This window comes from Nocardia sp. NPDC004573 (genome assembly GCF_053602135.1).
Window position 1 is genome coordinate 311241 of record NZ_JBSGDA010000003.1, and the last position, 22549, is coordinate 333789.

The following is a 22549-nucleotide window of genomic DNA, read 5'->3' on the forward strand; positions in this document are numbered from 1 at the left end:
CTCACCCCTCGTGGTCGAGCAGCCACCGCTTCACCGGCAACCCCCAACGGAAGCCGCCGAGTGCGCCGCCGATGCGGAGAATGCGGTGACAGGGCACGAAGAGGGCGGCGGCATTGCGAGCGCAGGCGTTGGCCGCGGCGCGCGTGGCGTCGGGGCGACCGGCGCGGGCGGCGAATTCGGTGTAGGTGAGCGGGCTGCCCGCCGGGACGGCGCGCAGTATTTCCCAGGCGTGCACGAGGAATTCTCCGGACCGCTGGCGAACCGGAATCGGGTCGATCGCGGTGAGATCACCTTCGTGGTAGGCGGTGACCGCGCCGGTCACCTCGCCCAGCGAATCCCGTTGCCGTAATCCGCCGGGGCGCAGGGCGGGGTGGATCAGGCCGCGCAAGTTCTCCGCGTCGGAGGTCCAGCCGGAGGCAAGGACCGCGCCGTCGGAGTCGACGAGCGTGGTGAACGGTCCGAGCGGAGTCGCGGTGACCGCGAAATCCGCTGTGCTGGTGGAAATGCCGCCGATCGCGTTGTCGACGGCGATGCTGGTGCTCATGATTCGTCACTGCCTTTCGTGGTGGCGAGCGCGGGGCTACCGGAAGCTGTGGCGCGGCTGGTCAGCGCCGCTTTCCACAAATGCATGGACAGGTACGACCGCCACGGCGCCCAGCGAGCGGTGTCCGTGAGATGGATGCCGAGCAGGCTCGCGCCGCGGCGGACGACCAGGTCGGTGCCGAGCAGGACGTCCGGATCGGCGAGCAGGCGCATGGTCACGTAGTCCGCCGTCCACGGTCCGACGCCGTCCAGCGCGAGCAGGTCGCGGCGCAGGTCGGCGGCGGTGCGTCCTTGGTGCAGCAGCAGCTCACCGGACGCGAGTGCCTCGGCTGCCGCGATGATGGAACGGATGCGCCGCGCCGGTCCGGTCAAGACTTGGGCGCCCCGCTCGGCGATCACATCCGGTGCGGGGAAAAGCAACGGGATCGGCCCGTCCACCCGCTCGCCGAGCGCCTCGACCAGTCGCGCGGTGTGCGTGGCCGCGGCGGACACCGAGATCTGCTGCCCGATCATCGTGCGCAGCAGGAGTTCGGGTGCGTCCACGCACCCGGGCACCCGGATACCCGGTGTGAACGACGGGCCCGCGAGCGGAGGCAGCTCGGGCGAGTTCTCGCTCTCGGGCGGCGAGCCCGCCCCCGCATCCGGCAGGTCCTCGGCAGCATGTTCCGGCAGGCGGTTCCCGGAGGACCCGCGCGCCGCGGACCCGACACCGAGCGCTTCATCGATCCCGACCGGATCGGCGTCCAGATCCAGCAGGTGCCGCAGCCTGGTCACCGTCGGTGCGAGATCGCGCATATCGTGCAGGGACAGTTCCGCCCGCACGTGGTCGCGCTGGAAGCTCAGTCGCGCGGTGGCGTGCCCGTGCGGGGTGCGCAGATTCCTGGTGTAGGCGCGGTTCTCCCACAACTCCATGCCCGGCACGGCGTGCGCGGACAGGAACCACTCCAGCCAGGCCCGGTCCAGGGGCTCGCGATAGGGCAGCCGCAGCGTGAGCGAGCCGCTCCCGCCCGGCGCCGGGCGCGCGGGGGCGGCGGTTTTCGCGCGCTGCGCCTCCAGCCGCATGGTGGTGGGGCTGACCGCGAACACCTCGCGCACCGTGTCGTTGAACTGGCGGATCGAGGCGAAACCCGCCGCGAACGCGATATCGGACATAGCCATCGCGGTGGTCTGGATCAGCAGCCGCGCGGTGTGCGCCCGGTGCGCCCGGGCCAGCGCCAGCGGCCCGGCGCCGAGTTCGGTGGTCAGCACCCGGGTGAGCTGCCGCTGCGAGTAACCGAGCGTGGCGGCCAGCCCGGGCACGCCTGCCCGCTCGACCACACCGTCACCGATCAATCGCATCGCCCGCGCGGCCAAGTCCGCCCTCGTGTTCCACAGCGGCGAACCGGGCGCCGCGTCGGGCAGGCAGCGGCGGCAGGCGCGGTAGCCCGCCTGCTGGGCCGCGGCGGCGGTCGGCAAGAACGTCACGTTGGCCCGCTTCGGCGTGATCGCCGGACACGAAGGGCGGCAATAGATTCCGGTGGTGCGCACCGCGGTGAAGAATTGCCCGTCGAATCGAGAGTCCCGGGTCGACACCGCCCGGTAGCAACGTTCGAAATCAAATGCCGTGATCGTCACGTCCACCACAATGGCAGCTGCGGCGAACCCGTGCTAGCGGGAATCGGTCACCACCGCGGGGGGTGGTCACCACCTCACACAACGGTCATGGCATCGCACAGTTGTCGCCTGGTCGGCGGGTGTGACGACTACCGAAGCGGTGTGTGGCGGCTCGGCCGGAAAATCTTTTCAGCAGCACCGGTTGGTCGGATTGCGATCCGCCTCGGCATGCCGCTGCCGCCAGTACTCCCGCTCGGTCGGCACGGCGCGGTCCGGATGCCTGCGCCGCAGGTGCTCGACGTAGCGCTGGTAATCCCGGCCCCCGAGGATCGAGTCGAACCACCAGACGCCCGCCCGGATGCCGTCGCCGCACACGCGGGCCGCGGCGCGCAGCCGGGCGCCGACCGGTCGCGCGGACCGATCGGCACCCGGCGTCGCGGGGTCGCTCATTGCGCGTGGACGTGCGCCGCGCCGGAGGGGCGCGCCTTCCCGGACGCGATCAACTCGTCCCACTGCTTCTGGACTTCCTTCTCCGCGGCGGTGGCGACGAACCCGCTGGGTGCGAAGATCTTCGACGGCTCTTCCGGCGTCTCGGAGGTCGTCGTCTCCCCGGAGCGCCAGGCGCGGAAGGCCACCAGCGCGCCGACCACCGCCACGATCAGCACCAGCACCGCGAACACGATCGACAGCGTGCCCTGGATGAAGGTGTTGCGCACGATCGCGTTCATGTCGTCCTGGGTCTTCGCCGTCAGGCACAGCTTCCCGGCTTCCTGCGCGGCCTGGCAGATGCTGTGCTGCTTCCAGTAGCCGAGCTTCGGATCGGCGGAGAAGATCTTCTGCCAGGACGCCGTCATGGTCACCAACAGATCCCAGACCAGCGGAATCGCCGGAATCCAAGCCCATTTCACGAGGCCCTTCTTCACCACGATCACCAGCACCACGGTCAAGGCGATGGCCGCGAGCAACTGGTTGGCGATGCCGAACAGCGGGAACAGCGTGTTGATCCCGCCCAGCGGGTCGGTGACGCCCATCAGCAGGATCGAGCCCCACGCGCCGACCACGACGGCCGAGCACAACCACGCGCCCACCCGCCAGGACGGATCACGGAACTTCTTCGCCGCGCCACCGAAGTTGCCCAGCGCGTCCGAGAGCATGAACCGGGCTACGCGGGTGCCCGCGTCGATGGTGGTAAGGATGAACAAGGCCTCGAACATGATCGCGAAGTGGTACCAGAACGACTTCATGCTCGCGCCGCCGAGGAACTGGTGGAACACCTCCGAGATGCCGACCGCCAGCGTCGGCGCGCCGCCCGTGCGCGAGATGATCGACGATTCGCCGACATCGCTCGCCGCCTGGCTCAACTCCGCCGGAGTCACCGCGGGTCCGCTCAGCCCGAGGCTGTTGGTGTAGGCCGCGGCCTTCTCCGCGGTGCCGCCGGTGAGACCGACCGGCGCGTTCATCGCGAAGTACAGGTGCTGGTCGATGATCGAGGCGGTGATGATGGCCATGACCGCGACGAACGACTCCATCAGCATGCCGCCGTAGCCGATCATCCGCGCATGCGATTCCTTCTCCAGCAGCTTCGGCGTGGTGCCGGAGGAGACCAGCGCGTGGAAACCACTCAGCGCGCCGCAGGCGATGGTGATGAACAGGAACGGGAACAGCGAGCCCGCGAAGGCCGGTCCGGTGCCGCTGGCGGCGAACGACGAAACCGCGGGCGCCTGCAGCACCGGCAGCGTGACCAGGATGCCGACCGCGAGCAGCACGATGGTGCCGACCTTCATGAACGTCGACAGGTAGTCGCGCGGCGCCAGCAGCAGCCACACCGGAAGCACCGAGGCGACGAAGCCGTAGGCGATCAGCAGCCAGGAGATGGTCACCGGCGAGAGCGTGAACCAGTCCGCGCCCCAGTCGGTTTCGGAGACCCAGCCGCCGCCCACGATGGCCAGCAGCAGCAGCGCGAACCCGATCACGGAGACCTCGCCGACCTTGCCCGGCCGCAGGAATCGCAGGTACACGCCCATGAACAGGGCGATCGGAATGGTCATGCCGATCGAGAAGACGCCCCACGGGCTGTGCGCCAGCGCGTTGACGACCACCAGCGCGAGTACCGCCAACAGGATCATCATGATCACCAGGACGCCCACGATGGCCGCCCAGCCGCCGATCACGCCCAGTTCGTCGCGGGCCATCTGCCCGAGGCTGCGCCCGCGCCGCTTCATCGAGACCCACAGCACCAGGTAGTCCTGCACGGCGCCGGCCGCCACCACGCCGACCACGATCCAGATGGTCCCCGGCAGGTAGCCCATCTGCGCGGCCAGCACCGGTCCGACCAGCGGACCCGCGCCCGCGATGGCGGCGAAGTGGTGCCCGTAGAGCACCCGCCGGTCCATCGGCATGTAGTCCTTGCCGTTCTCCAGGATCTCGGCGGGCGTGGCCAGGTCGTCGCGCGGTTTCACGATCTTGCGTTCGATGAACCTGGCGTAGAACCGATACGCGATGACGTAGGTGCACACCGCCGCGATCACGATCCACACCGCGTTGACCGATTCGCCGCGTGAGATGGCGAGCACCGCCCACGCTATGGCGCCGAGGACCGCGATTCCGGCGAAGATCAGTTTCTTGGCCGGGGTGATCGGGGACTTGTCGACCACGCCGACAGGCGGCAGATCGGGATCGGTCCGCAGATATTCGATTGTCGCCATCTGCCTACTCTCCTGTAAAACGCGCAGGATCTTGCTGAAACACGTGACAACGTATCCGATCGATGAGCGCCGTCGTGCCGATTCCGGACGCCGGGCGGGCACCGTGAAATATTGTTCATGTGTCGGCCGTCACCACGTGATTGCCGAACGTATGCTGCCATGCGGTTCGAGAAGCTCCACATCCGCCCCGGAGGAGGGCTGTGTTGCGTGCGAATCCCGTCGGCCGGGTCCGTCGCCGGACGGTGCTCGGGTCGGCGCTGGCCGCCCCGCTGCTGGCGAGCGGCTGCGGCTCCGACGACGACGCGTTGACCTTCTTCTTCCAGGCCAGGCCGGAAGAGGCCCGGGTCCGGCGGAAGATCATCGACGAATTCCGGAAGCTGCACCCCGACATCAGGATTCGCACCGTGATGTCCGGGCCGGACCCGCTGCAGCAGATGCTCACCTACTGCGCGGGCGGGAAATGCCCGGACGTGCTGATGGCGTGGGAGCTGCTCTATTCCGGACTGGCCGAGCGCGGGGTGCTGCTCGATCTCAACACGCTGCTCGCCCGCGATCCGCAGTACGCCGCCGAGCTGAAGGCCGACAGTTACCCGGCGCTGTACGACACCTTCGCCTACGCGGGCGGGCAGTACGCCTTGCCCGAACAGTGGTCCGGAGTGTTCCTGTACTACAACCGGGAACTGTTCGACGAGGCCGGGATCATCCCGCCCGCGCGCTGGCGTGACGCCTGGTCGTTCGACGAGTTCCTGTCCGCTGCGCAGGCGTTGACCAGGTACGACTCCTCCGGCCGGACTCGGTGGGGCTTCGCCGACGCCTGGGTGCCGTACTTCTCGGCGGCTTGCTTCGGCATGAACAACGGCGCCGAATGGTTCTCGCCCTCGGTGCGCCCGACCAGAACCAACCTCGGCGATCCGCGGTTCGCCGCAGGATTCCAGTTCTACGCCGACCTCGCCGTCCGTCACCGGGTGGCGCCGAAAGCCGCCGATACGCTCTCGGTTTCGGCGCCCGACCTGTTCCGGCGGGGTCGAGCGGCGATGGCACTGGGCGGACACTGGCTGTATTCCGAGTTCGCCGGGCACGACGACCTCCCGATCGACGTCACGGTGCTGCCGGTCGGCCCGCACGGCGGTCCCGGCGCCGTCACCGACGTCGGCAGCACCGGGTTGGCTATCGCCGCGGACAGCCCGCGCGTCGAGCAGGCCTGGGAATTCGTCAAGTTCGCGACCGGGCCGGTGGGGCAGGCTATCATCGCCGCGTCCGGCCTGTTCGTGCCGGTGCTCGAGTCGGCGATGAGATCGCCGGGGTTCGCCGACGCGCACCGTGAGATCCGCAATCTCGCGGTGTTCACCGAGGGCCCGGCCAGCTCCCGCCCCTTGCCGGTGACGCCCGCCTGGGGCAAGGTGTCGGCCTTGCTCGAACACGGCTCCAACCGGGTGCTGCGTGGCGCCGCCACCGCCGCGTCCTTGGGCGGGCGTTTCGCCGCCGACGTCGACGCACTGCTGGACGCACCATGACCGGAGCGCAGCCGTCGCAAACCTCGGGCAAAGACCTGCGCGGCGTCGCGTCCCGGTTGGCGCGGCGGCGAGAGCGCGCCGGGTGGGTATTCGTCGCGCCCAACGTGGCAGCTGTCGCGATTTTTCTGTTGTTTCCGTTGGGATTTTCGCTCTATCTGAGTTTTCATTCGTGGGACTTGTTCGGCCCCATGCGTTTCGTCGGTGTGGACAACTATCGGCGGCTGTTCGCGTCCGATCCGTTGTTTCTCATCGCGGTGCGCAACACGGCCGTTTTCACGGTGTCGACGCTGGCGCCCACGGTGGCGATCGGACTCGCCGTCGCCGCCGCGTTGAATCGAAAGTGGCGCGGTATCGGCATATTTCGCACCATCGCGTTTCTCCCGCTGGTCGCCTCGGCGGTCGCCATGGCCGTGGTGTGGCGGTTCCTGTTCACCGACGACGGGCTGCTCAACGTCGCGCTCGGCCGGCTCGGCATCGATCCGGTGCCCTGGCTGACCCACCCCGACTGGGCGCTGGTCTCGCTCAGCATCGTCACCGTGTGGAAAAGCGTGCCGTTCGCGACGGTCATCCTGCTGGCTGCCATGCAGGGCGTGCCGGAGACGCTCTACGAGGCGGCGAAGATCGACGGCGCCGGCGCGCTGCGGCGGTTCTTCTCGATCACGCTGCCGCTGATCCGGGGCCCGCTGTCGTTCGTCTTCATCATCACGATCATCAATTCGGTGCAGGCGTTCGACCAGGCCTACGCGCTGACCGGCGGCAACGGGGGACCGGAGACGGGTACGTATCTGCTGGGGATCATGTTGTTCCAGAACGCGTTCGGCTTCTACGAAGTCGGTTACGCCTCCGCCCTCGCCTGGGTGATCTTCGCGATGCTGTTCCTGCTGACTCTGGTGCAACTGCGGATGGCCCGGCGCTCGGAGGTGGAACAGTGAACACCTATGAAGCGGCCCGGCGCGCCCTGCCGGTGCGGCGCGACCGCGCGATCGTCGCGGTGGGCAGGGTCGACCGGGCCATCGTGCGACGGGTTGTGCGCGGGACCGCGACATACGCGGTGCTGGTCGGCATCGCATGGTGCGCGTTGCTGCCGATCCTGTGGGCGGTGTCGGGTTCGCTGAAGCGGGATGGCGAGATCGCCGACGCGGCATTGCTTCCACAACGGCCGCAGTGGTCGAACTACGGGAAGGTCTTCGAGCTGCTGCCGATGGGGCGGATGCTGCTCAACACGACGATCTACGCGCTGTGCGTCACGGCCGGGCAGGTGTTCTTCTGCTCGCTGGCCGGATACGCGTTCGCGCGCTTGCGTTTCCGGGGACGGGACATGCTGTTCCTCGCCTACCTCGCGACGCTCATGGTGCCGCTGACCGTGACGGTGATCCCGCAGTTCCTGCTGATGCGGGCGTTCGGCTGGGTGGACACCCCGTGGGCGATGATCGTGCCCGGCCTGTTCGGTAGCGCCTTCGGCACGTATCTGATGCGGCAGTTCTTCCGCACGTTGCCCGAGGAACTCGAGGAGGCCGCCATTCTCGACGGCTGCTCCACCTGGCAGGTCTACTGGCGGGTGCTGCTGCCGCACACCCGCCCGGCCCTGATGGTGCTCGCCGTGCTCACCTGGATCACCGTGTGGAACGACTTCCTCTGGCCCCTGGTCATGATCCAGCGCGAGGACGTCGCCACCGCGACCCTGGGGCTGGTCCGGCTGCAAGGTCAGTACCACACCCAGTGGCCGATCCTCATGGCCGCCGCGATCGTCATCCTGCTTCCGCTGCTGCTCATCTATGCGATCGCCCAGCGCGCGTTCATCCGCGGAATCGCGATGTCGGGGCTGGGCGGGCGCTGAGGGGAGGCGCCCAGTCCCGGGCGGCTTCGCGCGCTCTCTCCGTTGCCGGTGAGCACGACGGTCGTTCGGCGCGTTCGTCTGCACCATGCCATTGCGTCCTCGCTCGGCGCGGGCGGTGAACGAGCTTTCCGCACCTGCTCCGGTTGCCGATCTGCGATCGCCCTGCGCGCGTTCATCCGCGGAATCGCGATGTCGGGGCTCGGCGGGCGCCAGTGGGTGCGCCTGGTCCGGAGCGGCTTCGCGTGCGTGCTGTGTTACCGGTGGCCACGCTGATCGTCCAGTGCGTTCCTTCGCGCCATCGTGACGTTCGGCGGTCGGTGGCCGAGTGGGCTACCCTCGCGTCGGTTCGACCACGCGCGGTCGGCGGGAGAACGCGGCCCGCCTGATTCGGCCGGTGATCCATCTGGCCGCCCGGCGCCGCTCTCGGGTTCGCCCGGTCCCGGATGGGCGGCTTCGTTCGGCCGGTCAGGTACCGAGAGCACGGGGATCGCCAGCGCGTCGGTCTCCCGCCGACACAGTGTTCGGCGAACGATGACTGGCTGCGCTCCGGTTCACTGCGGCCGGGGTAGTCGCGGCTGAACTTCGCCCGCGTCCTCGGCGCGGTACCGCGGCCGGGCGGAGGTCTTCGCCGGCCGCGGCTGCGCTCTGTGAGGGGGCGTCGCTTCCGCGCCGATCAAGCGCCCCAATAGGTGCCGAAGCTCCAGAGGTTGCCCTCTGGGTCGCGGACGGTGAAGCCGCGCGAGCCGTAGTCCTCGTCGCGCAGGCCACGGACCACTTCGGCGCCCGCGGCGGTCGCGCGGGCGAACAAGGCATCGGGCTCTTCACAGACCAGGTAGACCGAGTCGGTGCCGGTCGGGCGGGTGCTGAACGGACTGTCGTCCTTACCAGCCGAGCCGAACATGACGCCGCCGCCCAGCGGCCAGCGCAGTTCCGCGTGCTCGATGATCGACGGGTCGTCCTCGCGGGTGTAGCGCGCGGCCTCCCGGAAGCCGAACGCCTCGACCAGGAAGGTGGCCATGGCGCGGGCATCGCGGAAGGTCAGCGTTGGCCAGACGGCGGTACGGGTACTGGTTTCTGTCGGATTCGTCATGGATGAATCGTCATCCGGCGGACAGGTCGGGGGCTTGGACGGATGGAACCTCCTCGGCCAGCCACGACGTCGGGCTCGTGCCGGCGAGATCGGCGAAGTCGCGATCCAGATGAGCCTGGTCGTAGTACCCGCACGCGGCGGCCACCTGGGCGATGGTGACGTAGGAGGGCGTGTGCGCGAGCATGCGACGGGCCCGTTCGAAACGGGTGATCCGGGCGGCCAGTTTCGGGCCCAGACCGAATTCTCTGTTGAAACGGCGCGCCAGATGCTGCCTCGTCCACCCGATCTGCTCGGCCAGCGGGCCGATCGCGATGCCGCCCCCGGAATCGACCACAGTCCGCCAGGCCCAGCTGAGTTCCGGACCGACCGAGCGATCCGGATCGGCGAGCGCCGAAAGCACCTGGTCGCAGGCGGTGAAACGGTCCCGCCAGGTCGGCGCGTATTGCAACCGCTCCCATAACTCGAGGCCGACGGGCCCGACGACATCGGAGAATTCGACGGACGTATCCCAGAGCGCCGCCGCCGGCATGCCGAACAAAGTGCGGCAGCCGAGCGGCGTCAGCGCGACGGCCACGCCCTCCTGGTGACCGTTGTGCGTGATCAGCGCCGTGCTCGCCTGTAAGCCGCTCAGCACGCACCGGTAGTTCTGCGGCGACTGGCGCGGATCGGTCTGCTCGACGACGTCGATCGTCGGACCGATCGCGACGATGAACGTCATGTGCCGCGACGGCAACCCGCGATGGATCGACGCCGCGAACCCGGACATGCGATATCCCACGTAGCGGTCGATGAACGCGGCGAGCACGGGCGCCGGACGCGCAGTCACCACCTCGGTGGTCGGCTCCATACAGGCCACGCTACGCCGGGGGACCGTTTCCGGCGTGTTCAGGAAACGTCGCGTCCTTCAGAGCAGAACCCGTGGGGGTGGCGGAGAGCGGCAGTGCAGAGGAAATCCTGGCGCCGTTCTGATGCTTGGGTGCCCGCGCTCGTGGTACGGGGTGTCGTAGTCTGTGGCAACGTTCGCCGTCGCAGACTGTCAGTGGCCACCGGAATCTCCGCGTGCGGCCAGCTGCGATTCCCTGATCGGCGGCTGGTTGCCGCCCGCTGGCGCACCGCCAGCACGCCCGCGCGAACATCCGGTACTGCCGGCGAGCGGATGTCTGTGCTGGCTACGGTGGCGTCGCACCCGGTGCCGTTACAGGTGCGCCGCGAGTGCCGCGACATCATGAACGGGACGATAGCCCAGCTTTCGCTCTGCCTTGCCGGAGTCGTAAACCCGGTCGATCCGGGCCGGTAGAGGCCAGCCCCGTCGCCGGAACAACGCCACCGTCTCCGGCGCCCGGTGGGTGAGTAGCGCCGTGGCGTCGCGCCACAACTGCCGTGTGTCGTCGGGGCCGAACACCATCGGACCGGCGATGTTGAACAGGCCGGTCACCGCGGGGTGTTCGGCGGCCAGTCGGTGTGCGCTGGCAACGTCGCGGACGTCGACCCCACGGTAGAGGCGGTGCGCGGCCTGAACGGCCGGCGGCTCGGGAAAGCATCGGGCGATGCGCAACACAATCGTCGAGAACGGGTGATCGGCCGCCCGGACGAGAACCTCCGCCGCTAATTTGGTTTCGTCGTAGATATCGCGTGGCTCGGCCTGCAGTGACTCGTCGACCCAGACTGCGCGATCATCGGGTACCAGCGCATGCCCGTATACCGAGGTAGAGCTGGTGTAAATCACCCTCCGCACACCACAGTCTGCCGCTCGTGCGAGCAAATCGGCGGTGGCATCCACATTGACGGCACGGAATTCGCTATCGGGCACAGAACCGACGTGCGGGGCATGCAGGGCGGCCAGGTGTACTACAACGTCCACACCGTCGACGGCGCGTGTTCGAAGCTCCGCATCACGCAGGTCGCCGCAGTAGGTCGTCCACCGCCCCGCGCGCCGGTCCCATCCACGCACTTGCCAACCCGCGGTATGCATTTCATATGCGACCGCAGCACCGACAACACCGGAGGAACCGGTTACCAACACCACTCCCGACACCATGTACGTCGACCCTACTGCGCGTCGCCTCGGCTCCGGCCCCGCCAGGTTATGGATTGACATCCCATAATGCCGCGATCCGCGCGGTCCTGAGGGCAGGGCCCCAGCTGCCGAACACACTCAACTGCCGCCCACAGCGCTGAGCGAAGCGGCCACGTCGTGGTAATCGGCGGGCCAGACCGGTTGCGGCTCAGCACATCCGGTGGTGCCGATCAGCGGATCTCGACCACCACTTTGCCCAGGGCGCGTCCCGCACCGACGTGGGCCAGCGCGTTCGCGGTCTCGTCGAGGGGGAAACTGCGGTCGATGTGGATACCGATCCGTCCCGCGACACACGACTCCGCGAGGGGTGTGAAGTGCGCGGGCCCTTCCTTCACCGCGAGGACTCCGAGCCCGCGGCCGGTCACCATTCCGGCGACCACTCCGACCGTTGTCAACCGCAGCAACGCGCGCGTGGTGCCGCCGACGCAGCGGTACCGGCCGCCACGCGCGACCGACCTGCGATAAGCGAAGACCGACCGGTGGGCGACGAGGTCGAGTACCCGGTCGTACGGTCCGGTTCGGGTGAAGTCCTCAGCGCGGTAGTCGATGACCTCGTCGGCGCCGAGCGTGCGCATGAACGCCAGTTTGGCGGCGTTGTCCACCCCGGTCACATGCGCCCCGGCACTCTTGGCCAACTGGATCGCAAACGCGCCGGACCCGCCGCCCGCTCCGTTGATCAACACCGACATACCGGCTGCGATGCCGGCCGTGCCCTGCAGTGCGATCGCCCCCGCCTGTGGCAGCGTCGACGCCTCGGCGAAGCTCAGCGACACCGGTTTGTGCGCCAGCGCCGATTCAGGAATCACCGCATACTCCGCGAACCCGCCCTTGAGCATGAGATTGTCGCCGTAGACCTCGTCACCCGGTGCGAACAGTGTGACCTCGGAGCCGACGACTTCGACCCGTCCGGCGATATCGGAGCCGAGAACCGGGCGTCTGGGTGCCCGGAGCCCGCCGATGCGCGAATACAGCGGCGTCCCCCGCAGTGTCTCCCAGTCGGAGAGGTTGATCGACGTCGCGTGCACCTGGACGAGCACCTGTTTCGGCCCTGGGGAAGGCGCTGGGACCTCCGCGACCGACAGCACCTCGGGGCCGCCGTAGCGGTCGTACACGACGGCCCTCATCCGATTCCAGCACCGAGGATCGAGCGACAGCCTGACACACGACAAACTCTAGTCGGCGGGCCGCCCCGCGACCGGCGAACTGTGCGTCGGCATTCGCCGCGACTCGCCGAACCCTCTCCCGTAAACCAGCACCTTTGATTCGCATCGGTGCTTGCTGGGATGCTCCTTCGCGCTGACGCGGGAACAGTCGTGACCGCTCATGGCCGCAGAGGTGGCAGGAGCGGCCGTGTCCCGCTCCGCTGTGCGCAGCGTCCGTCTGCCGGATGTATGGCACCGGTTTACTCGAGGGCTCTCCACCGGTTCCGGCCGCCGGTGAGATGTACCACTACAGCGTGTAGTGGACTGTGCTCACCGGTTACCGTTGCGCCTCCTAACGATTTCTGGAGGTGTGATGCGGCGGGTGCAGTACGAGCGCAGCGGTGGTCCCGAGGTGCTCGAGCTCGTCTCGGTCGAGGTCCCGGCGCCAGGGCCGGGTGAGCTGCTGGTCCGCGTCGAGGCGGTCGGGGTGACCCTGCCGGTGGTGCGGAAGGTGCGCGAGCAGCGCGAACCGACCGCGCTGGGTGGCGAAGTCGCGGGCGAGGTAGTGGCGGTAGGGGAGGGCGTCGATGACTACGCGCCCGGCTACCGCGTGACCGGCCTGGTCTTCGGACACGGGTACGCCGACTACGCCCTGCTGTCGGCGGCCATGGCGTCGCCCATCCCCGATGGGGCGTCGGCGGTCGACGCCGTCGCGCTGGTGCGCAGCGGCCTGGTGGCGCTCGGCGCGCTCGATGCCGCGGCTCCGCAGGAAGGCGAGTCCGCCTTGATCACCGCCGCCGCGAGCGGCGTCGGTCACCTCGCGGTTCAGTTGGCGCGGGTGCGCGGTGCCGCGCGCGTGGTCGGCGCGGTGTCGGATCTCGCCAAGGCGGAGTTCGTCCAGAAGCTCGGCGCCGACGACGTGGTCGAGTACGGCCGGCAATCCTGGGGCGCTCCCGCCGACTACGTGCTGGACGCGGTCGGCGGCGAGCTCCTCTCGCCCGCGTTGGCGGCGCTGGCCACGGGCGGACGCCTGGTCGCGTATAGCTCGGGAGGCGGCACCATCGAGGCATACGACCTGCTCGTCGGCGCGAAATCCGTCATCGGCTTCCAAATGGCCCGCATCGCGCGAAGCCGGCCCGACGTGTACGAACACTGGCGTCAAGAGCTCTGGCAGTACTTCGCCTCCGGCCAATTACGCCCCGCCGTACACGCCCAATACCCCCTCGAGGAGGCGGCCACCGCCCACACCGTCATCGAAGCCCGCGCCAACCTCGGCAAAGTCGTCCTCATCCCCTGACCGGCCGCGCGAGAAGACCTCTCCACCATCTGCCACTCGCGGGACGCGTAGACTCTGTTCCTCGTGAGTCTCACCCTCGGAATTGTTGGCCTGCCGAACGTCGGGAAGTCGACGCTGTTCAACGCGTTGACCAAGAACGACGTGCTCGCCGCGAACTATCCGTTCGCGACGATCGAGCCGAACGTCGGCGTGGTTCCGCTGCCCGACCCGCGGCTGAACAAGCTGGCCGAGATCTTCTCCTCCGAGCGGATCGTGCCCGCCACCGTCTCGTTCGTCGACATCGCGGGCATCGTGAAAGGCGCCTCCGAGGGCGCGGGCCTGGGCAACAAGTTCCTCGCCAACATCCGCGAGGCCGACGCCATCTGCCAGGTGGTGCGGGTGTTCGCCGACGACGACGTGGTGCACGTGGACGGCCGCGTCGATCCCGGCGCCGACATCGAGGTGATCGAGACCGAACTCATCCTCGCCGACCTGCAGACCCTGGAGAAGGCGGTCGTGCGGTTGGAGAAGGAAGCCAAGGTCAAGAAAGACCGCAAGCCGGTCGCCGACGCGGCCAAGACCGCGCAGGAGATTCTCAACAGCGGCACCACCCTGTTCGCCGCGGCCGACAAGGTGGACACCGAGCTGCTGAAGGAGCTGTCGCTGCTCACCACCAAGCCCTTCCTCTACGTCTTCAACGCCGACGAGTCCGTGCTCACCGACGAATCGAAGGTCGCCGAGCTGAAAGCTTCCGTCGCCCCGGCCGATTCGGTCTTCCTCGACGCCAAGGTGGAAGCCGAACTGCTCGAACTCGACGAGGAATCCGCGATCGAACTCCTCGAATCCATCGGACAGACCGAACCCGGCCTGCACGCCTTGGCCCGAGCCGGCTTCCACACCCTCGGCCTGCAGACCTACCTCACCGCGGGCCCGAAAGAGGCCCGCGCCTGGACCATCCACCAGGGCGACACCGCCCCCAAGGCCGCCGGCGTCATCCACACCGACTTCGAACGCGGCTTCATCAAGGCCGAAGTCGTCGCCTTCGACGACCTGGTCGAAGCAGGCTCCATGGCGGCCGCCAAGGCCGCGGGCAAGGTCCGCATGGAAGGCAAGGACTACGTCATGTCCGACGGGGACGTGGTCGAGTTCCGCTTCAATGTGTAGTCATCACATTGGGGCAATCACTAACTCGACGGTAACGCAGCTGCGAAGGTGCCCGACCCGGCGATGTCCCACACCACGCTTGGCCGCTCTCGGTTTAACTGATTCCTTCTGGAGCTAGAACTCCGAGCTAGCGAGCTAGCGATTAACGCGCATTCGCTGGACATGGCAAGATATGCCATTGGCTGTCGCGGCCACCGTACCATGCGACTTTTCGTAAAATGGCGTAGCAGTGTTGTATATCCTCACAAGTTGGTCTCCAACATGTAGAATCCGTCAGCGTGGGGTTTTCAAACCGTGACGTGGTTTGGTCCCCGGACGTGCGAGGAAGGGCTCACGGTGTCGGGCAACGAGGGGTTGACGAGGTATAGCTGTCGTATCGCCAGAAATATTTGAGACTACATGGATTGAACTCAAACGTTTAAATCAAAAAGGGTATTTACGTAAGCTGGTATTTGAAGAGTGCATTGGCACTGACACGGTGCTTCCTCGGCTCTCATCCAAGCGACGCTCTGGATCAATTCCAACGAGCCGTTTCCTCATTCCGAAGGGATCTGTCTCAGGGGCAACGCTCGGACGAGTCGGGTTGCTGGTATCAAGTCTTTCAAATTTGCTTGATATACCTCATGAGCAAGCCTCTCGAATCGTAAGTGAATACCTGTCTGGTAAACGTAACTCCTCAGATCTCGGGTCACGCCGGTCACGGCTTCATGCGTTGACCGAGGTGACGGATCGCGTATTTTCGGTGAGTGAGAAATGATAATTCGAACAAGGTTCGAGGGGGTGAGGCATGCGCGGAGGAATCGGGACGGGAACTTTGACTTGTTTGAGAGGCTGAGGGATCGCAACTTCAATGGGCGCGAAATAATTGGTAGGGTCGCTGAATGTGCAGATATTCTCTGGTGAGAGGCATCCCATAAAGGGATGGTTTCGTTCGTGCAGGCCGCCTCTGAACGCATTCTGATTCGGTCGAGCAGCAAGGTATGGTGGGCTCGTGATTGCCGCGGTTGTCTTTGATGTCGGAGAGACGCTGGTCGATGAGACTCGGGAGTATGGAACGTGGGCGGACTGGCTTGGCGTGCCCAGGCATACGTTCGCGGCGGCGTTCGGAGCTGTTATCGCAACCGGTCTCGACTACCGCGAGACGTTCCAAATCTTTCGTCCTGGGTTCGATCTGGACGAGGAACGGCAAGCACGAGCTGATGCAGGGCAGGCTGAGTGGTTCGGCGAGGATGACCTCTATCCCGATGTGCGTCCTGCGTTGTCGAAGCTGCGGGAGATGGGGATTTGGGTCGGGATCGCCGGGAATCAAACAGTGCGCGCGGGGACTTTGCTCCGGGGGCTGGACCTGCCCGCCGACTTCATCGCTACCTCTGACGACTGGGGGGTGCAAAAGCCTTCGCTCAAGTTTTTCGCCAAGCTTGTCGAGGCGGCGGGCCGACCAGCGGAAGAGATCATCTACGTCGGTGACCGCATCGACAATGATGTCGCTCCCGCGAAACGAGCCGGTATGCGGACGGCCTACCTTCTGAGGGGTCCTTGGGGGTGGATCCACCGCGACAAGAAGGAAGTCGCTGATCTGTCCGATTGGCAGATCAGCGACCTCAACGAACTGGCGAACATCGTGGTGGCAGAGAATTCCGCCGGTTAGCCGACCAAAGAATTGACGGTCGTATGCCAGTCGTACAACCGGGCGTCGAGCTCTCGGACCGAGGGCAAGGAATCCCACTGTGTGAGCGTTTGACGCACGGCCTTGATTCGATCCAGCGCAGTCGCGTACCAGTTGCTCGCGAGTAGATCCAAGGCTTCCTCGAGGTATCGGCACGCCTGCTCGGGGTTCTTCTCCAGCACGGCTGCGGCGGCCGCGTCGGCGAGATAGATCGACCTCTGCTTCGCATCCGCATCGGGTAGGACGCTGAGTACTTCCTCCAGGGTCTCGCGCGCTTCGCGGCCTCGGCCGGCGAGGATGAGCGTGTTTCCTTTGAAGCCTGCGAGCCTGACTGGAGAAAACCAGTCGAACCACTCTGGTGACGGATGTGAGTTGCTGTCATGTTCGCCGTAGACTTTCTCGGCGTGATGGATGAGGGCAAGCGCCCGGCGTGGATCACCTAGCCGAGTTTCGACCTCCGCTTCGACAGCGTCCAGCCAAGCCATCGTCTCGGAGTTGGCGTTGCCCCTGCTCGCGAAAGCCCGTGCGGCACGCAGTCGTTCCCGAGCCTCCTCGGCGCGAGATGCGTCGCCCGAGAACGCTGGGGCGAATGCCATGTGCGCGAGCGCAGCCGCGCCGAGAAGCGAATCTCCAGCTTCGTGCGCAGCTTGAAGTGCGAGGACGAGACTCGGCTGCGCGAGCTCGGGCTGTTGTAGATCGAAGAATCCCAAGCGCCCGGCTAGAAGACTCGATTCCGAGACGGCTCGTGCCAGAATCGTCTTGGCCGCACCCGCAATCCGCGGCAAGAGCTCGAGTCCGAACTGAGCATGCTCGGCGACAAGACGGTGCAGGCGGGCCGCTGGGGTCGACCAGTACAGGTGGCGGTGGGACGCTGTGATCGAGGCGAACTCCTTCGCGACCGAAGCCGGTAGGAGCGATGCGGCTGTGCCGAAACCGCCGTGCCTGAACGGAAGTGCGTGTCTGTCAGTGAGCTTCTGACCCGCACGTGGATCGCTCTCCGCTTCCGTCCACGGTGGTGAGAAGCCCAACTCGGTAACCGGCCGCTTGAAGAGCGCCTCCAGTGCCGCCGCGTGGTCGGGATGTGGCCAAGGCGGATTCGCGGATTCCCACCTACGGACCGTTCGGCTGGCGACCTCGATGCGCAGTCCGATCTGACGCGCAGCTTCCGTCACAGCTTCCGCGAGTGCTGTTTGGGATCGAAAGCCGAGCGCCTGCCTGGCCGCGCGGAGTGAAGCGTTCCCTGTCGATGCCATAGGGGTCAGGTTAGTCCACGTAGGGGACTTTCTCGCAAGGGAACTGAGCATGAAGGTCCTATTGATGTCCCATTGCATGGCCTTTATGCGGACGTTGAGTTTTGCGAATCTCATGAGAGATCCACAGCTGCCGCTCAGCGGAAGCGATGCTCATCCGAGCCGCGGCTGACCAAAGTCAACGGGAGGGAAGACGGATGGTGGAACAGGATGTCGGCTTGTCAGGAGATGCCCGGCCGCGAATCACGGTCAGCATGTGCGGCGCCGCTTATGCGCGCGGAGTGACCGGCCCGATCGAGCAGGTCATGTGCCTGCTCTGTCAGCGGATGGTGCCGGTGATCGATGGGCGGATCGGGGAGCACCGTACTGATGGGCCGGATACGTGCACATGGACCGGTGTGAAGGTCATCGATGACCGGCCTGCAGAACTGAGGGGAGGTGCGCGTTGACGTCGATCGGTCGCCCCCGGGCCATCGGATTCTTGCGGACGGATATCGCAGGCTCGCATCAGAAATGGCTGGAGACGACAATGCGGAGCTTGGCCATGCGGCTTGGCTATGACCTGTGCAAAACCATTGCGCTCTCGGCGAAGACGGACGATCCGGTTGGCTTGTTACTCGCTCAGATTGAGCGGACCGAGGCGGAAGCGGTCGTCGTGCCGGGGCGCGCGCATTTGGATGGTCACATCGAGCGGGTGATGCGGCGCGCCGATGTCATCTTCGATGTCGATGACGTGGAGGCTCGCTGGCCGATTACGGCTGTGATCGATAGGTGGCATCCCTGACTCCGATTCTGCGCCGGGCTAACCGCTTCGCCGTCGGACCACACCGCCCGGCGGCGAAGCGAGTGGCTTGATCGGGGAGACCGGCATCCACCACGTCCATCACCGTGGGCAGTAAAGCGGCACGCATCGCACGACCCACACACCAGTTCTGGTGAGTGCGATCCGGTTCGTCATGCTGCCGAGAACCTTGAGATATGTGCGTACCGACGGCGCAGGTCGATCGGCAGGCCGTCGTCCGGGGTGGGGCCGCGCGCGCCAGGTGAGTGGTACCTGGTAGTCGGCGGGAACGGTCCATTCGTACCGCAGCAGCGTTCGGTGCATGATCGACTTCACGGTCATCCTCTTCACCCCGGTCATCGCCCAGGCCGCCGCGAAGTTCGCCGGTTGACATCATCGGCATGAGCGCGCACTGCGGTTCGCCAGGGCCAGTCGGGCCGGAACGTCAAGTCTGACCCTCTGCATAGAAGTAGTGAAGCGCGCACATCGCTGGTGGTAGAGAATCTGCTGAGCCCTCATCCGGTATCCCGGGTGGGACTCGGCTGTACTGCGGGGCTGCGCGCTGACCAGTTCGGTCGGCGCGGTATGCGGCTGAAGCGGATGGCCGGGAGGTTGGCCATGGCCGGGCTGTTGACGACCCGCGTGGTGGTCGACCCTTCCGCAGCGGATGACCACCGCAGTCGCCGATCTGGTGCTTGTGACGGTCGTGGAGATGAGGCGGATGACGAGGGAAGAAGGATTCGATCGTCGGATCGAACCGTTCCGGACGGAGCTGCCGGCGTACTGCTACCGGATGCTTGGCTCGGCGCACGACGCAGCGGACCTGGTCCAAGACACGTCTCTGCGGGCGTGGCGGCCGCGGCAGCTGTACGACGAAGTGCGCAGCTCACTGCGCACTTGGCTCTACCGGATCGCGACCAACGTCTGCCTGACCGCGCTGCAGGCTCGCGGCGGCCGACCGCTGCCATCGGGACTGGTGGCCGCGGCGGATCCGCTCGGGCCGTTCGTACGGGCGGCGTTATCCCGCGACGCAGTGACGACCCGCGACATGTCGCGGGCGGCGCGTCTGCACGCCCGCCCACAGCGCCGTCTCCACGGCCCTGGCGCTGCACAGCGATCACGCGTTGCGCGAGCTCGTGGACGCGGCCGCGCCGATCGGCGCCGGTATCGGCGGGAAGTCGGTGCTGCTGGAGGTCGCCGGAACCCCGGTCTTCGTGAAGCGAGTGCCCCTCACCGATCTGGAACGGCAGCCGGAGCACGTCCGGTCCACGGCGAACCTGTTCGATTTGCCGCTCTTCTGCCATTACGGCGTCGGCCTCATCGGCGGGCCCGGCTTCGGGGCCTGGCGCGAGCTCGCCGTGCACACCATGACGACGAACTGGGTGCTCGCCGCCGAACACGAGGGCTTCCCGCTGATGTACCACTGGCGGGTGCTGCCGGACACGACGCTGCTGCCGGAGGAACTCGCCGACATCGATCGTGCCGTCGCCTACTGGGACGGCCGACCGTCGGTACGCCACCGGATCGAGGCCCTACAGGATTCTTCGGCGAGCATCGCGCTGTTCCTGGAGTACATACCGCAGAACCTGCACGACTGGCTGAACGACCGGATCGAGGCGGGCGACGAAGCCGCCGACCGAGCCTGCGCCATGGTGGAGCGGGAACTTGCCACCGGCACCGCGTTCATGAACAGCCGTGGGCTGCTGCACCTCGACGCGCATTTCGAGAACATCCTGACCGACGGTCGACGTCTCTACTTCGGCGACTACGGCCTCGCGCTCTCCTCCGGGTTCGACCTCTCCCCGGAGGAGGCCGCGTTCTTCGACCAGAACCAGAGCTATGACCGTGGCTTCACCGCCACCTACTTGGTGAACTGGCTGGTCACCGCCCTCTACGGGCTCCGGCGGGAGGACCGGGAGGCGCGCGCCGCGATGGTGTGCGAGTTCGCCGAGGGCAAGCCGCCGGAGGGTATCCCTGGGCAGGCCGCCACGGTCATCACCCGGTACGCGCCGATCGCCGCGGCGGTGTCCGCATTCGCGCGTGCGTTCCAGCAGGCGAGCCGGAACACCCCGTATCCGGACGAGGAGATCAGCCGCCTGCTGGGCGGCCGGGCGATGTGACGAGAGGATCGGTGCCTGCCCCGGTTCGATCGGTGAGCTACGCGCAGAGGTTGTTGGCCTCATAACGTGAGTCGAGCGTCGAACAGCGGGTTTGACGTGCGGATATCGGATGTCGAGGGGATCGAGGTCCGCTTCGATGTCTGAGAAGAAGTAGCGCGGCGGGTGTATCACTGCGGGTGAAGATTCTGCTGAGCCCATCCGGTGTCCGGGTGGGGGCTCGGTCGTTTCTCTGGCACACGGTTCAGCGCGGTGTGCGGCATCAACGCGGATTGATCAGGCTCGAACACCGTGCGTTCGGGTCCGCTTCCTGAGCGGCGAGCTAATTTCATTGTGCCGCAGTGCCGGTGAAGTGATCGAATGTCGTCATGGCCGGTATGAGCATCACGGTGTGTCTCCCAGCGCGTGACGCTGTGCGGGTGGAGGCGGCGGTGGCGGACGCGATGGCACCCTTCGAGATCGACTTCACGCGTGGCGAAGAGCTCGACATCTGGGATGCTTGGCGCATCACGGGCGGCACCGTGCACGGCGGCGGGTTCAACGTTCTGCCCGGCCATGAAGAAGACTCCAGGCTGATCCATGAGGTTCTGAGTCGTTGGCCGACCAGATCCACAACGACTCCCGACGACTTCGGCTGGTGCGCGGGCGGGCCTCGCGAGCTTCTCGATTTCTCGGCGTCGCGGGAAGAAGCGGCCGAGTTGGCGGAAGCGGCCTGGCGGCGGTGGCGGGAACTGGCCGCGGAACTGCCTGCGCCCCGACCTCGAGAGTTCTACGATGCTCGCCGCGAGGTCGATCCGTGGGGATATTCGCCCGAGCAGGCATCGGCGGACTACGACGCCCAGCCTCTTGTTCGGGCTTTTGACGACTACCTCCAGACGCTGCCCACCGAACGCTACCGGTTTTGCTTCTTGCGTCCGGTAGACCCTGTCATCAGCATCGGATCCGTCGGCAGGGAGGAGTTCGTTGCGAGGGCGGTGGAAGGGGCCCTCCGCGAGCGCAATCTCCTGTCGTTGGAGGGCTGGTGGTACGAGGACGGCGGTTCGGGAATCCACGGCGCCTGTCACAGTCCTGCCGACTGCCCGCACGAGCCGGAGTTGACCGCCGGCTACGCCAACATCGACTGCTACCTCACGGCCCTGCCTGGCGATACGCTCGTGATCAACGTGCGTTGCCACGTCTGATCATGAGCACGCCTCTCGGCCGCAGTTGAAAGACTTCGGCAGACAGGTTGTGCACGCTCATCGACATTGTCAGGTGTTCCGCGCGGACGTCAACGGCCCGAGATAGCCTCGGGCCGTTGATCCTTGGACTGTCGCATCTGGCCGCAGGCAGGAGACCGACAGCGTCCTCCGTGACGAAATCCAGCGTCGAATATGCCGCTACTCGACCGAGTCGGCCAACTGATCGGCATATCTGGCAATGAATTTTCCGACAAAGGGAAGCTCTGCGCGGACACCGCCGGTGTTGTTCGCCTGGACCATGGCCATGATCCAGACGACGACTGCGAAGACCGCGACTGCGAGTCCGGCGAGGCTGAAGATGATCCCCAGGCCTCCGAGGAGCGAGCCGATGATGCTCAGAACAATATTGACCACCGAGACCGCTCCGAAGAAGACGATCGATTGCGAGGCATGGAATTTCACATCGGGATCGTTCTTGCCCACAAAGAGGAAGATGATTCCGGTGAGCCACCCCAGTGCGTACGACAGGATCGCGCTGGTCTTCTTGTCCAAGCCGGCGGGCTGTGGTCGGTTCGTAGGAGATTGTGAAGATGTCATGGGGTTAGTAGATGCT

General features: G+C 66.5%; 20 protein-coding genes and 1 pseudogene. 11 read left to right on the top strand and 10 right to left on the bottom strand.

Going from position 1 to position 22549, the window contains the following annotated elements:
- Position 1: 1 nt before the first annotated feature.
- From ACWEKR_RS07030 to ACWEKR_RS07045, 4 genes are all read right to left on the bottom strand, one after another.
- On the bottom strand, positions 2-544 hold the full coding sequence (locus ACWEKR_RS07030) for a methylated-DNA--[protein]-cysteine S-methyltransferase (protein WP_452353696.1): 543 nt from the start codon (positions 542-544) through the stop codon (positions 2-4).
- Positions 541-2157, bottom strand: coding sequence for a DNA-3-methyladenine glycosylase 2 family protein (locus ACWEKR_RS07035; protein WP_452353697.1), 1617 nt, complete (start codon positions 2155-2157; stop codon positions 541-543). The genes ACWEKR_RS07030 and ACWEKR_RS07035 overlap by 4 nt, the downstream gene beginning before the upstream one ends.
- 168 nt (positions 2158-2325) lie before the next feature.
- Positions 2326-2496, bottom strand: coding sequence for a YbdD/YjiX family protein (locus ACWEKR_RS07040; protein WP_324198196.1), 171 nt, complete (start codon positions 2494-2496; stop codon positions 2326-2328).
- Between the two features lie 86 nt (positions 2497-2582).
- Positions 2583-4841, bottom strand: coding sequence for a carbon starvation CstA family protein (locus ACWEKR_RS07045; protein WP_452353698.1), 2259 nt, complete (start codon positions 4839-4841; stop codon positions 2583-2585).
- A 203-nt stretch (positions 4842-5044) separates the two neighbouring features.
- Here ACWEKR_RS07045 and ACWEKR_RS07050 point away from each other — a divergent pair, with 203 nt between their 5' ends.
- The 3 genes from ACWEKR_RS07050 to ACWEKR_RS07060 are packed head-to-tail and all read left to right on the top strand — an operon-like array spanning position 5045 to position 8192.
- A complete protein-coding gene (locus ACWEKR_RS07050; RefSeq protein ID WP_452353699.1) occupies positions 5045-6355 on the top strand; it encodes an ABC transporter substrate-binding protein in 1311 nt (436 codons plus the stop codon).
- Between the two features lie 56 nt (positions 6356-6411).
- On the top strand, positions 6412-7287 hold the full coding sequence (locus tag ACWEKR_RS07055) for a carbohydrate ABC transporter permease (protein WP_452353805.1): 876 nt from the start codon (positions 6412-6414) through the stop codon (positions 7285-7287).
- A 59-nt stretch (positions 7288-7346) separates the two neighbouring features.
- Positions 7347-8192: a carbohydrate ABC transporter permease gene (locus ACWEKR_RS07060; protein WP_452353806.1), complete on the top strand. Its 846-nt coding sequence runs from the start codon at positions 7347-7349 to the stop codon at positions 8190-8192.
- A 673-nt stretch (positions 8193-8865) separates the two neighbouring features.
- On the opposite strand, the gene ACWEKR_RS07065 is transcribed toward ACWEKR_RS07060, so the two are convergent.
- The 4 genes from ACWEKR_RS07065 to ACWEKR_RS07080 form a co-directional block, all read right to left on the bottom strand.
- A complete protein-coding gene (locus ACWEKR_RS07065) occupies positions 8866-9282 on the bottom strand; it encodes a VOC family protein (RefSeq protein WP_452353700.1) in 417 nt (138 codons plus the stop codon).
- Between the two features lie 10 nt (positions 9283-9292).
- Positions 9293-10129, bottom strand: a complete 837-nt coding sequence (locus tag ACWEKR_RS07070) for a helix-turn-helix domain-containing protein (protein WP_452353701.1) — start codon at positions 10127-10129, stop codon at positions 9293-9295.
- Between the two features lie 348 nt (positions 10130-10477).
- On the bottom strand, positions 10478-11320 hold the full coding sequence (locus ACWEKR_RS07075) for an NAD-dependent epimerase/dehydratase family protein (protein WP_452353702.1): 843 nt from the start codon (positions 11318-11320) through the stop codon (positions 10478-10480).
- A gap of 209 nt (positions 11321-11529) precedes the next feature.
- Complete coding sequence (locus tag ACWEKR_RS07080) at positions 11530-12483, bottom strand: NAD(P)-dependent alcohol dehydrogenase (RefSeq protein WP_452353703.1); 954 nt, start codon at positions 12481-12483, stop codon at positions 11530-11532.
- 391 nt (positions 12484-12874) lie between these two features.
- On the opposite strand from ACWEKR_RS07080, the gene ACWEKR_RS07085 reads away from it, so the two are divergent.
- The 3 genes from ACWEKR_RS07085 to ACWEKR_RS07095 all read left to right on the top strand — a co-directional run bounded on the left by ACWEKR_RS07085 (position 12875) and on the right by ACWEKR_RS07095 (position 16589).
- A complete protein-coding gene (locus ACWEKR_RS07085; protein ID WP_452353704.1) occupies positions 12875-13798 on the top strand; it encodes a quinone oxidoreductase family protein in 924 nt (307 codons plus the stop codon).
- A 63-nt stretch (positions 13799-13861) separates the two neighbouring features.
- Positions 13862-14941 (top strand): redox-regulated ATPase YchF, encoded by a 1080-nt coding sequence (gene ychF, locus ACWEKR_RS07090; protein WP_452353705.1) that lies wholly within the window; start codon positions 13862-13864, stop codon positions 14939-14941.
- A gap of 991 nt (positions 14942-15932) precedes the next feature.
- Positions 15933-16589, top strand: a complete 657-nt coding sequence (locus tag ACWEKR_RS07095) for an HAD family hydrolase (RefSeq protein ID WP_452353706.1) — start codon at positions 15933-15935, stop codon at positions 16587-16589.
- Here ACWEKR_RS07095 and ACWEKR_RS07100 read toward each other — a convergent pair.
- Positions 16586-17860, bottom strand: coding sequence for a hypothetical protein (locus ACWEKR_RS07100; protein ID WP_452353707.1), 1275 nt, complete (start codon positions 17858-17860; stop codon positions 16586-16588). The two genes, ACWEKR_RS07095 and ACWEKR_RS07100, sit on opposite strands and share 4 nt — an antisense overlap.
- A 194-nt stretch (positions 17861-18054) precedes the next feature.
- Here ACWEKR_RS07100 and ACWEKR_RS07105 point away from each other — a divergent pair, with 194 nt between their 5' ends.
- From ACWEKR_RS07105 to ACWEKR_RS07125, 5 genes and pseudogenes are all read left to right on the top strand, one after another.
- Positions 18055-18306, top strand: coding sequence for a hypothetical protein (locus ACWEKR_RS07105; RefSeq protein WP_452353708.1), 252 nt, complete (start codon positions 18055-18057; stop codon positions 18304-18306).
- Positions 18307-18395: 89 nt separating this feature from the next.
- Positions 18396-18641: a hypothetical protein gene (locus ACWEKR_RS07110; protein ID WP_452353709.1), complete on the top strand. Its 246-nt coding sequence runs from the start codon at positions 18396-18398 to the stop codon at positions 18639-18641.
- Between the two features lie 709 nt (positions 18642-19350).
- Positions 19351-19647, top strand: a pseudogene (locus ACWEKR_RS07115) (sigma factor); the annotation flags it as partial.
- Between the two features lie 115 nt (positions 19648-19762).
- Positions 19763-20758, top strand: a complete 996-nt coding sequence (locus ACWEKR_RS07120) for a protein kinase family protein (protein ID WP_452353710.1) — start codon at positions 19763-19765, stop codon at positions 20756-20758.
- A gap of 416 nt (positions 20759-21174) precedes the next feature.
- Positions 21175-21936, top strand: a complete 762-nt coding sequence (locus ACWEKR_RS07125; RefSeq protein WP_452353711.1) for a hypothetical protein — start codon at positions 21175-21177, stop codon at positions 21934-21936.
- A 198-nt stretch (positions 21937-22134) separates the two neighbouring features.
- Here ACWEKR_RS07125 and ACWEKR_RS07130 read toward each other — a convergent pair whose 3' ends face one another.
- Positions 22135-22488, bottom strand: coding sequence for a DUF4870 domain-containing protein (locus ACWEKR_RS07130; protein ID WP_452353712.1), 354 nt, complete (start codon positions 22486-22488; stop codon positions 22135-22137).
- Positions 22489-22549 lie beyond the last annotated feature (61 nt).

Coding starts and splice junctions, on each gene's coding strand:
- ACWEKR_RS07085 (WP_452353704.1), top strand. CDS start 12,875: ATGCGGCGGGTGCAGTACGAGCGCAGCGGTGGTCCCGAGGTGCTCGAG.
- ACWEKR_RS07030 (WP_452353696.1), bottom strand. CDS start 544: ATGAGCACCAGCATCGCCGTCGACAACGCGATCGGCGGCATTTCCACC.
- ACWEKR_RS07080 (WP_452353703.1), bottom strand. CDS start 12,483: ATGAGGGCCGTCGTGTACGACCGCTACGGCGGCCCCGAGGTGCTGTCG.
- ACWEKR_RS07105 (WP_452353708.1), top strand. CDS start 18,055: ATGGTGGAACAGGATGTCGGCTTGTCAGGAGATGCCCGGCCGCGAATC.
- ACWEKR_RS07065 (WP_452353700.1), bottom strand. CDS start 9,282: ATGACGAATCCGACAGAAACCAGTACCCGTACCGCCGTCTGGCCAACG.
- ACWEKR_RS07070 (WP_452353701.1), bottom strand. CDS start 10,129: ATGGAGCCGACCACCGAGGTGGTGACTGCGCGTCCGGCGCCCGTGCTC.
- ACWEKR_RS07045 (WP_452353698.1), bottom strand. CDS start 4,841: ATGGCGACAATCGAATATCTGCGGACCGATCCCGATCTGCCGCCTGTC.
- ACWEKR_RS07100 (WP_452353707.1), bottom strand. CDS start 17,860: ATGGCATCGACAGGGAACGCTTCACTCCGCGCGGCCAGGCAGGCGCTC.
- ACWEKR_RS07075 (WP_452353702.1), bottom strand. CDS start 11,320: ATGGTGTCGGGAGTGGTGTTGGTAACCGGTTCCTCCGGTGTTGTCGGT.